The following is an 11420-nucleotide window of genomic DNA, read 5'->3' as shown; positions in this document are numbered from 1 at the left end:
CAACAAAAACAAAAGCAAAAGCGATTTTAGAGAATGAAAAGAAACAATTAGAGGCGTTGAATGTTGATTTACCGCACCATAAGTTTTTTATGAAAAAAGATGAGAAATAATTGAATGAAGTCGTATCTTTCGTGTGGGCAACCGGAAGGTACGTGCAAGGGCCGATTTCTATAAGTAGAAATCGGTCCCTTTTAATGAGGCATTGAAATTCTTTTCATTGTTAGTATGTATCCGAAGACGCAGTAGAAGATTGCAAAAACGATAAACACTTCCGTATATTGATATTTACCCAATACGTAGAAGGAAACAGCTGGTATAATAGCTACCGCTAAAATGCTATAACTAGGATACTTGTGCCGATGCATGATAGCGAATAGAACAGAGAGAGACGTAGCGATGATACAAAAGACAGCAATCATTATTGGTACACCTCCTAAATGGATTATACCATTTTTAGGGAATTAGAGAAGTTTTGTATCTTCTGTTATAATATAAGAAGAGAAATATTTCCTATGTTATATAAAAAAATATATTGATTTTTTCTAACAATTCAATATAATGAACAATAACTACAAAATTCGACATCAAGAAGTGATGATGAGGACACGATCAATTTTTTACGATTCTCAGAGAGGGAAGCCTTTGGCTGTGAGCTTCCTAATACGGAAAAATGGATTACCACCTCTGAACTGCAGCAGTGAACGAACATCTAGTAATTGCTTGCCGGCAAAAACCGTTATTTAGACTTGAGAAATTGGTGAAGTGTGTTACTTTGCGAATTGAAACAAGGGTGGAACCACGAATACAACACTCGTCCCTTTTTTAGGGAGGAGTGTTTTTTTATTTCATTTTTGCATCACACTAGAATTGGAAGGAGGATACGCAGCATGCATCATGATGAGAAGAACAAAATTGGTTTAACAGTAGCACTTTCTATCGTAGTAGGAACGATTATCGGGTCTGGTGTATTTATGAAACCAGGAAGCGTATTAGATTACTCAGGGAGTTCTAATATGGCCATTCTTGCTTGGGTAATTGGTGGTCTGTTGACGTTAGCGAGTGGTTTAACAGTAGCTGAAATTGGAGCGCAAATCCCGAAAAATGGTGGGTTGTATACGTATTTAGAGGAGATTTACGGAAGTTTTTGGGGATATTTATCAGGCTGGATGCAAACAATTGTTTATGGACCAGCTATTATCGGAACATTAGGTTTATACTTTAGTTCTTTAATGATTAATTTTTTCTATTTAGATAAAGTGTGGAATTTACCAATCGCAATCGGAACAGTTGTGTTCCTTGGCTTTGTAAATAGTATGGGAACAAAATACGGAGGTATCGTTCAAACAATCACGACAATTGGGAAAATGATTCCGATTGTATTAATTGTCGTGTTAGGTTTTTGGAAAGGAAACAGTGATATTTTTAACGTAGTAGTGCCGATATCAGAAAATCAAAGTATCGGTATGGCAATTTTAGCAACGTTATTTGCTTATGACGGCTGGATTTTACTTGCTTCGATTGGTGGAGAAATGAAGAATCCAACAAAGTTATTACCGAAAGCAATGACAGTTGGGATTTTAATCGTAACAGCTGCTTACGTATTAATTAACTTGGCGTTATTAAATGTATTACCAGCAGCGAAAATTGTAGACCTTGGAGAAAATGCAACAGCGACAGCTGCGGGCATGTTACTTGGAGAATATGGCGGGAAAATTATTAGTATCGGTATTATCGTTTCTATTTTCGGCTGTTTAAATGGAAAAATTTTAACGTTCCCACGTATTCCAATGTCTATGGCAGAGCGTGGACAACTTCCATTTTCTAAGTTTATTGCAAAGGAAAGTCCGAGATTTAAAACACCAGCAAATGCGATTACTGTTGAAATCATTTTAGGAATTATTTTAATGATTATTAGTGATCCGAATAAGCTATCTGAGATTTCCGTATTCATTATTTATATCTTCTACGTAATGACGTTTATTGGTGTCTTCATCTTAAGAAAACGTAATAAGAATAAAGAGCGTGCATATAGTGTACCGTTATTCCCAATCGTACCAATCGTAGCGATTTTAGGTTCGTTCTTTGTAATCGGTAGTGCGATTATTAACGATCCAGTAAGTTGTTTCTTATCAATTGGAATTGTCTTTACTGGACTGCCGGTGTATTGGTACTTGAATAAGAAGAAAGAAACAGAATGATGGAAGGGTAGGCGTATAATACGTCTACCTTTTTTACTGTAAAAAAATTGTACTTGCTTCCACTTTCTATTTTGGTTACTATAGTCGTAGTAACCAAAATAGAAAGCGTGGGGAAAGACTTGAATTTTCGTGTGTATATTTTAGCTATCGCGGCTTTCGTAGTCGGAACGGTTGAGCTAATTATAGGAGGAACGCTCGATTTAGTTGCCAATGATTTAGGAGTATCTATTAGCGCAGCTGGTCAGCTTATAACAATATTTTCGGTAGTATTTGCTTTGTCAGGTCCAGTTTTATTAGCTTTGACAGGGAAGTTTGAAAGAAAAACATTGTATGTTGGAGCATTATCGATTTTCTTAATCGGAAATATTATTTCGGCATTTAGTGTGAATTACGGAATGCTAATGTTCTCAAGGGTTATTTGTGCGGCGAGTGGTTCATTAATTATTGCACTATCTGTAACACTTGCGTCTAGTGTAGTAGAACCGCATTTTCGTGCGCGTGCAATTGGAATCATTTTTATGGGAATTAGTGGATCACTTGTACTTGGAGTACCGCTTGGTCTTGTACTCGGAAATGCATACGGATGGCGTGCACCATTTGTGTTAATTTCGGTATTAACAGTTATGGCAATTGCTTGTATTTCATTGTTCTTAACGAAAGTACCACCGACATCGGTATTATCAATAAAAGAACAACTTGCTACTTTAAAAGATAAAAAAATTGTAAGTGCACAGTTAACATCATTTTTGTTTTTAACGGGGCATTTAACATTGTATGCATATTTAACACCGTTTTTAAAAGATGTTATGCATGTTGAAGCAAATTGGATTAGTGTGTTTTACTTCATTTTCGGAATCGCAGCAGTAATCGGCGGTGGATTCGGTGGATGGCTTGCTGATAAATGGGGATCGAAGAAAAGTATTATCTCGATTATTATCGTATTTGCATGTGCAATCTTCATATTGCCATTAATGACATTCTCATTCCCTCTCTTCATCATTATGATGGGACTTTGGAGTATGCTGAGCTGGGCTATTTCACCAGCACAGCAAAATTATTTAATTGAAATTGCGCCAGAATCAGCTGGTATTCAGCAAGGTTTAAATAACTCTGCGCTTCATTTAGGAATTGCACTTGGTTCAACAGTAGGTGGAGTTGTTATTGAAAAATCATCTGTTATATATAATGCTTGGGTAGGTGGTAGCTTTATTATATTAGCACTGCTTTGCGCGATTTTCTCGATTACGAGAGGACGCTCTACTCAGTTCGTGAAAGAAGAATCTATCGTTTGATAGGTTCTTTTTTATTTGTGAAAAATTGCAGGTTTTAGTAGGTAAATGGAGAAAAGGGTATATAGCGAGGTGATGTATATGTATACGAATTTTTCAATTATTGGTTTTCTAATTTCAATGATCCCGTTGTTTCTTATTATTCTTGCACTTAGATGGGTTCGTTTCATCTATAAAAATTCTGAGAAACAGGTAGAGCAAAATGAGAAAATCATTGAGCTGTTGATGGACATAAAGGAACAAAACGAAAAGGAGTCTAGGTGAAAAACTAGACTCCTTTTTATTATTTAATTAGTATCTTAACTTCATCAACAAACTCTTAATTTCCTCATCTTCCATAAAGAGGTCATGGTGTTTCTGGGTAATCTTTGCAAGTGCAACGTCGTGATAGAAAAATTCTGTAAAGAACTTTACGAAAGGTTGTGACATTGTTTTCATCGCTTGCCATGACTCTTGTTCTACGCCAGCAAATAAAATTTCACGATCGTCAACGATGAGTAGCAAGTAGCGCTCTAATGCATTAGGCTCTTCAGCTGGGATTAGAAAATGCATGTTTTCTAAGTCTGTTTCTACTTCTCCAACAATAAGGGATTCAATTTGAACACCTTGTTTTGCTTTTTGTTCTAGTAAAGGGAGATATTCTAAAAGAGTATCATTCCAAGCTGAAATACGGATTGATTCTTTTGCACTTTCAATGAGTTCTTTACTTTGAACTCGAATAGAAGATTGCATCTTTAAGCTCCACACACGGTCATCTGTAAATGATTTTTTTGATATATTTGTTTCCAGTTCTTTAATATTTGATTGGAATTCTGACGTTAATTTTTCAATTGCTAGTTTTAGTGGTAATGCTGTATACAGCTTCTTCTTTTCTGAAACAGAATCCATTACCATTCCTTTATCGATTAGGCGTGCTAGCACTTCATATATTTTTGCTTTTGGAACACCTGAATGCTTCACAATTGTTGTAGCATCTAATGGTTCATTGCTTGATACGACAACTTCATAAGCTTGGCTTTCATATTGTGAGAAACCGAATTTTTGTAACATAGTTCCCTCCGAACGAATGAGATTATATTTTAAGGATAATGAACTATTTGTTTTTACACAAGAGGTGGTAGTTTTTTTAATTCAATTTAGATGAGAATTAATTTCAATTTTTTAATTTTATCTATTATACTTAATATAATGATTAATAAGATTTTAATTTAATGCGAAGGGGATGCTTGGGGGAAGATGTTAAGAAGTTTACGTTTAAAAATTGCGGTAGTGTTTTCAGTACTTATTTCTATGATGTTCGTAATATTGGGTACAGCTGTGTATCAATTACAGAAAGAAAAGGAAGTGCGTTCTTTAGACGAGTATTCTCAAAATGCGATGGATCTTGTGACAGAGCAACTTACGACATTTGTTCAAAGAACGGATGAAGATATGGGGTATTACGCGAACAGTGAGATGATTCGTAACATGCTTCAAGGTGGGGTTACTCCAGAAGAGGAAGCATTTTTAACAAAAGAGTTTGCGGAGTATAAAAAGAATCATCCTGGTATTTTAGATTTATATATTGGTACGAAAGATAAAAAAACATTAAGTGCCAATCTTGCTGAAGGTGGGCAAGTGCCAGAAGGATATGATCCAACGACAAGACCATGGTATAAAGATTCAGAGGCTGATGTAAAAAAGGTCCATTGGGGACAACCTTCTTATGAAATTGCAACAGGAAAGTTAAGTGTAGGTGTTTCTAAAGCAATTACAGCTCAAGATGGATCTGTATTAGGCGTTGTTGCGATGGATGTATCGCTTGGGACGATTCAGAAGTTGCTTCACAATATTCAATACAATAATGACGGAGAAATGTTTATTATAAATGATAAAAATATGGCTCTTGTTTATCCAGAAAAGATAGGGAAAGATGTTTCTAAAGAGCCACTTATAAAGAGCTTAAATAAAGAGGTAACAAAATATGCGGTCACTACAATAAAAGGTGAAGATGTAGTTGTTTATAGTCAATCATTTGATACGATGAAATGGACGATAGGAATCTTTTATCCGAAAGAAACGATCGATGGGCTATTAAATAGTACGAGAAATACAGTTATTATAATGGCATGTATTAGTTTATTAGTTGGAATCGTAGCTTCCTACTTGTTCTCAAGAAGATTAGCAAGACCACTGCAACTATTAAAGAATCACGTGCAAAAAGTAGCAGAAGGCGATTTAACGCTGCGAATGAAAGTGACAAGTAAAGATGAAGTTGGAGAGTTGACGAAACACTTTAATGATATGGTTGAACAAATGAATGAAATGGTAAGTAAAATTAAAAACAGCGTATCAACGGTGCAACAATCAACGAATAGTTTACATTATTTAACGAATGAAACAGTAGCGGCTAGTAGAGAAGTTTCAGGAGCAATGGATGATGTGAGCGGAGGAGCTTCTACTCTTGCGAATAGTGTGGATGAAGTTTCTGCTCAGCTCGAAAATATGGCGGAGTCAGTGGAACAAATGAATAGCTCTGTTGATGAAATAAAAGGAGTGGCTGGCAAAGCGGAAGAGGCATCTAAGCAAGGATTAAATACAATGAGGAACTTAGTTCGTACGAGGGGACAATCATCTTCGATTGTTGTTCATACAGAAGAAGCATCCGGTAAGTTAGAACAAAGAGTTGGATCGATTCAAAATGTTGTTGAGTTAATAAAAGGTATTTCGGATCAAACAAATTTACTTGCTTTAAATGCTTCAATTGAAGCTGCCCGTGCAGGTGAGCAAGGTAAGGGATTTGCGGTTGTTGCTGAAGAGGTTCGGAAATTAGCGGAACAATCAAAAGAGGCAACAGGAGAAATTACAACGATGATTGGTGATGTGCAAGTAGAAGTAAAAAGGGTTGTAGAAGTTGTAAGTAAATTGAAAGACATTGCAGATGTGCAAAATAAAGTGACGACAGAGGCGGAAATGGAGTTCCGCACAATTATGTCAGTTGTAAATACGATTAGTACTTCAGTTGAAAAAATTGTAGAAGAGGTACATAACATAGGTTACGAGCAAGGAGAAATTACAGCGGTAATGCATACAATTGCTGGTACGAGTCAAGAAAGTGCAGCTGTTTCCGAAGAGGTACATGCTGCAACGGAATCACAGGTTAATCATTTAGAAAAGGTAGCTCACACGATGGAAAGTTTGACAGAGCATATGAGGGATTTAGAAAGATTAGTCGAGCAGTTTAAAGTGGAAGAGTAACATATTAGTAAAATGATGAGGATTTCGGTAAAATAGACAGTGGATATATAAGAAGCGATTATAGGAGGCAAATTACTATGGCAATTGTTGACGTATCGATTATTCCGGTAGGAACAGGTAATCCAAGTGTTAGTGAATATGTAGCAGAAGTACAAAAGGTGCTAGAGAAAAATGCAAATCGCGTGAAGTATCAACTAACACCGATGAATACAGTTATTGAAGGAGATCTTCCTGTTATTCTAGAAGTAATTCAACAAATGCATGAAGTGCCTTATACGAAAGGTGCACAGCGTGTTGCAACAACAATTCGTATTGATGATCGTCGTGATAAAGTAAGCACAATGGAGAAGAAATTAAACTCTGTTCGATCAAAATTATAAGAAAAAGCAGCGGTTTTCGCTGCTTTTTTCATATAGGAGGTAAATAAGATGAATGAAAAGTTTAACGAGCAGTTTGACGGGTTACTAGAGAAATACACTGAGCTGTTACTTGGAGAGAGTAGCGAAGAGAGAAAAGAACAGGTACAGAAGTGGGCACTGTATTCTTACATAGCGAAGACGATGCCAGCATTAGTGAAGCATTGGAATGAGACATATCCAGATGCGAAAGAAGAGATGGTGCAGTTAATTACGGATATTAAAAGGCTGAATGAAGAGAAGCGAAATGAGCAGTGAGAAAACTTGAGGCGAATGTTACCTCAAGTTTTCTTTATTAATATCCTTATATAATTTACATGGAATATTAAGGGTTTTATAAGCATGTCGAATATTTTCGACATGCCTATTTTATGCCTAGTAAACCCGTTTTTTCTAAATGTCGAAAAATATTCCCTTCATATTTACATGCGAGAATATAGGTTTTTAAATGTTTTTATAGTATTTTATAAATTATCTAAATAATTATTTGTATCCAATAATTTTAAACAATGATATAATTTTGAAGAGGGGTAAAAAACAGATAAATTACAGTCATAGGGGTGAATTACATGGAACAATTAATGCGAAATTCGTTTCTTTTCTTGTCAAAAAATAAAGCGCTAACAAAACTGGCTAAAAAGTACGGTTTGCGCTTTGGTGCAGGTCGCTTCGTCGCAGGGGAGACGATTGAATTAGCGACAGCTGCAATTAAAGCATTAAATAAGCAAGGTCTTTGTGTAACGATCGATTATTTAGGTGAATTCGTTGATAACGAAGCGGAAGCAAATGAAATGGCTAGCGAATCGATTGAAGCGATTCGTGCAATTGGAAGAGAAGGTCTTAATTCGCAGCTTTCTTTAAAAATGACTTCTATGGGATTAGATATCTCTGATGAAATCGTAATGAACAATATGCGCCGTATTTTAGAAGCTGGAAAAGAAAATGGTGTGTTTATTACAATTGATATGGAAGACTATACGCGCTGCGGGAAAACAATTGAGATCTTTAAACAATTAAAATCTGAATACGATAATATTGGTACAGTTATTCAAGCTTACCTATATCGTACAGAAAAAGATATGGAAGAATTAAATGCTTATAGTCCGAATTTACGTCTTGTAAAAGGGGCTTATAAAGAACCTGAAGAAGTGGCGTTCCCGGACAAGAAAGATGTAGATGACAATTATAAAAAAATTATTAAAATGCACTTATTAAATGGGAATTATACTGCAATTGCTTCACATGACGAAGCGATTATTGAATATACGAAAAAACTTGCCGAAGAACACAACATTCCAAGGGATCAATTTGAATTCCAAATGTTATATGGTATTCGTAATGAGCGTCAACTTGAGCTAGTAAAAGAAGGTTACAAAATGCGTGTTTACGTACCTTATGGAAATGACTGGTATGGCTACTTTATGCGTCGTCTAGCAGAGCGTCCAGCAAACGTTGCGTTCGTGTTAAAAGGTATGGTTAAAAAATAACCAAGGAGAAAATACTCCTTGGTTATTTTAATTGCTGAAATGCGTAATGTGCCATTTTTTTCGTATCAGGGTATAGTTGCGTGCGAGAAGAAGATAATACAACATTAATGACGCGTTTACCGTCTTTTTCATCCACTGTTACGACCGTATATTTGCCGAGTGCTGATAGACCGCTTTTACTTCCAATCGCATATGGATCGTCATATAGTTCTTCTCGTCCATAGTTTGCGATGTTTGGAGAGCGTTCTGAAGTATGTAGAGTTGTACGTGTTGAATTCATATATTCTAAAACAACTGGATACTTTAATGCTTCTTTCGTAATAATAGCAATGTCATATGGTGATACTTTATTCCCAATTGCATCAGCACCACTTGCGTTCTTGAAAGTCGCATGCTTTGTACCAAGTTCCTTCGCTCTAGCATTCATCATTTTCACAAATTCATTTTTTGATCCTGCAATATGTTCTGCAATTGATTCAGCTATTGGATCTGCACTAATGATAAGCATAAGTTTTAATGCCTCATCACGCTTTAATTTTTCTCCAGCACGAAGTTTAATTTTCTTGCTTTGACTTTCTGTTTTAATTGCATTTTCTGTAACCGTAATTTCTTCATCTTCTTTTACATTCTCTAGTAAAAGAAGGGCTGTCATCATTTTGGCTATACTAGCCGGATAAGAACGTTCGTCTTCGCGTTTCCCATACAAAATTTCACCTGTGTTTGCATCGATTGTAACCCCATATTGCCCAGTAATGTTAGGTTGATCAGCTTTTACAGCTTGTTGCCTTTGTGCATAAGAGAAGAAAATCATCCCTGTAAATAGTGTAGCAATCATTACAATCATAACTATTGTTCGTTTCATCATCGTTCCCTCTTTTGTTTTCCATATGTACAAATAAATTGGGCAGAAAAAGTAGCCATTAATCATTATGCCACGTTCTCTGCCCAAAAATATAGCGTTATTTTTCGCCCATATTATGCTTCTTATATTGTTGGTTATTACCTTGGCGTCCTTTTTCAACACCGTGATTATGTGGACCTGCGTTTCCAGTTACACTAGCTGCACTAATTCCAGCCTTTGAAGGGTTCTTCTTAAGTTTTGCCATATATATTCCTCCAGTTTCGTCAGATTATAAAAAGGAAAAGTGCATTTAAACAAAGAAAATACACATGTATAGCATAGCCAAATGAAAGAAAAATATTTATTTCAGAAAATTTTATCAATAAATATATTGCGAAAATTTAAACAGTATCATATATTTATTAGTAGAGGCTCACTCATTGATTGCGACTTATGTCGAAAAATTGAATGAGCATTCATTCAAGAATAGGGGGAGAATTGGATGTTCCAAATTAAAAAGGCTGCTGTTCTAGGTTCAGGCGTAATGGGTTCGGGAATTGCGGCACACTTAGCTAATATTGGTATTCCGACATTATTGCTTGATATTGTACCACCTGCGCTTACGAAAGAAGAGGAAGCGAAGGGACTTACATTAGAACATAAAAGTGTGAGAAATCGTTTTAGTAATACGGCTGTACAGAAACTATTGAAGCAAAAACCAGCTCCTCTGACAGTGAAAGGAAATCTAGCACTGATTGAAGCAGGTAACTTAGAAGATGATCTTGAGCTTCTAGCTGATGTAGATTGGATTATTGAAGTAGTAGTTGAAAACTTAGATATTAAAAAGAAATTATTTGAAAAAGTAGACGCTGTTCGTAAACCGGGTTCTATTGTAAGCTCGAATACGTCAGGCATTTCAGTTGAAAAAATGGCAGAAGGTCGTTCAGACGACTTCCAGAAACACTTCTTAGGCACACACTTTTTTAACCCACCACGATATTTAAAACTTCTAGAGGTAATACCGACGAAAGAAACAGATCCACAAGTATTAAGCTTCATGAAACTATTTGGCGAAGACGTTCTTGGAAAAGGCGTTGTTATCGCAAAAGATACACCAAACTTTATTGGAAACCGCATCGGTACGTACGGCTTACTTGTTACTCTTCAAGAGATGGTAAAACGCGGCTATAGCATTGGGGAAGTTGATTCTGTAACAGGCCCACTTATTGGTCGTCCAAAGAGCGCAACGTTCCGCACATTAGATGTTGTCGGTTTAGATACATTCGTACACGTTGCAAATAACGTGTATGAAAACGTACAAGAAGAAGAGCGTGATGTATTTAAAGTACCAGCTTTCATGCATGACATGCTTGAGAAAAAATGGCTTGGAAGTAAAACGGGTCAAGGCTTCTTCTTAAAACAAGGAAAAGAAATTTTAGAATTAAATCCTGAAACGATGGAATACGAAGCGCGTAAAAAATTAAAAGCTGCATCCGTAGAGTTAAGTAAACAAGAAAAAGGATTAGCGAATAAATTGAAAGCGCTTGTATACGCGAAAGACCGTGCAGGAGAGTTGTTATGGAACATCATTACACCAACTCTTTTATACTCTGCAAAACTTCATAAAGAAATTGCTGACGATATTGTTGCAATTGACGAAGCGATGAAGTGGGGCTTCGGCTGGGAGCAAGGACCGTTTGAAGTTTGGGATGCAATCGGCGTTGAAAAATCTGTTCAAAAGATGGAAGAAAACGGCGTAGTTGTTCCTACTTGGGTGAAAGAAATGTTAGAGAAAGGTTTCACTACTTTCTATAAACATGATAACGGCGATAGCTACTATTATGATAATGGCGAATATAAGCTAATCGAGCGTAATAAAAAAGCAATTTCTCTTAAGCAATTAAAAGCGAAAAATGGTGTATTAAAGAAAAATAGCGGAGCGAGCTTAATTG

12 protein-coding genes and 1 other annotated feature are annotated in these 11420 nt (G+C 36.1%); of the genes, 8 read left to right on the top strand and 4 right to left on the bottom strand.

Going from position 1 to position 11420, the window contains the following annotated elements:
• Positions 1-191: 191 nt before the first annotated feature.
• On the bottom strand, positions 192-419 hold the full coding sequence (locus tag MR170_RS28025) for a hypothetical protein (protein ID WP_043935778.1): 228 nt from the start codon (positions 417-419) through the stop codon (positions 192-194).
• Between the two features lie 166 nt (positions 420-585).
• Positions 586-822 (top strand) — a binding site (T-box leader).
• Positions 823-887: 65 nt separating this feature from the next.
• Between MR170_RS28025 and MR170_RS28020 the strand changes: the two genes are divergently transcribed.
• The 3 genes from MR170_RS28020 (at position 888) to MR170_RS28010 (ending at position 3751) form a co-directional block, all read left to right on the top strand.
• Positions 888-2198 carry an APC family permease gene (locus MR170_RS28020; RefSeq protein WP_000546308.1) on the top strand — a complete coding sequence of 437 codons (1311 nt, stop codon included), beginning with the start codon at positions 888-890 and terminating at the stop codon, positions 2196-2198.
• Positions 2199-2305: 107 nt separating this feature from the next.
• A complete protein-coding gene (locus MR170_RS28015; RefSeq protein ID WP_140163738.1) occupies positions 2306-3490 on the top strand; it encodes an MFS transporter in 1185 nt (394 codons plus the stop codon).
• A gap of 78 nt (positions 3491-3568) precedes the next feature.
• Positions 3569-3751 (top strand): hypothetical protein, encoded by a 183-nt coding sequence (locus MR170_RS28010; protein ID WP_050844673.1) that lies wholly within the window; start codon positions 3569-3571, stop codon positions 3749-3751.
• A 27-nt stretch (positions 3752-3778) separates the two neighbouring features.
• Here MR170_RS28010 and MR170_RS28005 read toward each other — a convergent pair whose 3' ends face one another.
• Positions 3779-4537: a TrmB family transcriptional regulator gene (locus MR170_RS28005; protein WP_016079821.1), complete on the bottom strand. Its 759-nt coding sequence runs from the start codon at positions 4535-4537 to the stop codon at positions 3779-3781.
• 186 nt (positions 4538-4723) lie between these two features.
• Between MR170_RS28005 and MR170_RS28000 the strand changes: the two genes are divergently transcribed.
• The 4 genes from MR170_RS28000 to MR170_RS27985 all read left to right on the top strand — a co-directional run bounded on the left by MR170_RS28000 (position 4724) and on the right by MR170_RS27985 (position 8627).
• The gene (locus MR170_RS28000; RefSeq protein ID WP_016079822.1) at positions 4724-6724 is read left to right on the top strand and encodes a methyl-accepting chemotaxis protein; all 2001 of its coding nucleotides are present in this window, start codon (positions 4724-4726) and stop codon (positions 6722-6724) included.
• 77 nt (positions 6725-6801) lie between these two features.
• On the top strand, positions 6802-7104 hold the full coding sequence (locus MR170_RS27995; protein ID WP_001018865.1) for an MTH1187 family thiamine-binding protein: 303 nt from the start codon (positions 6802-6804) through the stop codon (positions 7102-7104).
• Between the two features lie 48 nt (positions 7105-7152).
• Entirely contained in the window at positions 7153-7398 is a 246-nt protein-coding gene (locus MR170_RS27990) for a YusU family protein (protein WP_016079823.1), read from the top strand.
• Positions 7399-7709: 311 nt separating this feature from the next.
• Positions 7710-8627: a proline dehydrogenase family protein gene (locus tag MR170_RS27985; RefSeq protein WP_000436767.1), complete on the top strand. Its 918-nt coding sequence runs from the start codon at positions 7710-7712 to the stop codon at positions 8625-8627.
• Between the two features lie 22 nt (positions 8628-8649).
• Here the strand turns inward: MR170_RS27985 and MR170_RS27980 are convergent, their stop codons facing one another.
• A complete protein-coding gene (locus MR170_RS27980) occupies positions 8650-9489 on the bottom strand; it encodes a D-alanyl-D-alanine carboxypeptidase family protein (protein ID WP_242310223.1) in 840 nt (279 codons plus the stop codon).
• Between the two features lie 97 nt (positions 9490-9586).
• Positions 9587-9733 carry a YuzL family protein gene (locus MR170_RS27975; RefSeq protein WP_001096344.1) on the bottom strand — a complete coding sequence of 49 codons (147 nt, stop codon included), beginning with the start codon at positions 9731-9733 and terminating at the stop codon, positions 9587-9589.
• Positions 9734-9970: 237 nt separating this feature from the next.
• On the opposite strand from MR170_RS27975, the gene MR170_RS27970 reads away from it, so the two are divergent.
• Positions 9971-11420: 3-hydroxyacyl-CoA dehydrogenase family protein (locus MR170_RS27970; RefSeq protein ID WP_242310221.1), on the top strand; the 1450-nt coding region annotated here is incomplete at its 3' end.

The sequence above is a fragment of the Bacillus cereus group sp. BfR-BA-01524 genome (assembly GCF_022662595.1).
Lineage (GTDB): Bacteria > Bacillota > Bacilli > Bacillales > Bacillaceae_G > Bacillus_A > Bacillus_A thuringiensis_S.
The sequence above is the reverse complement of the archived record's forward strand: the minus strand, read 5'-3'. Positions and strand labels throughout refer to the sequence as shown.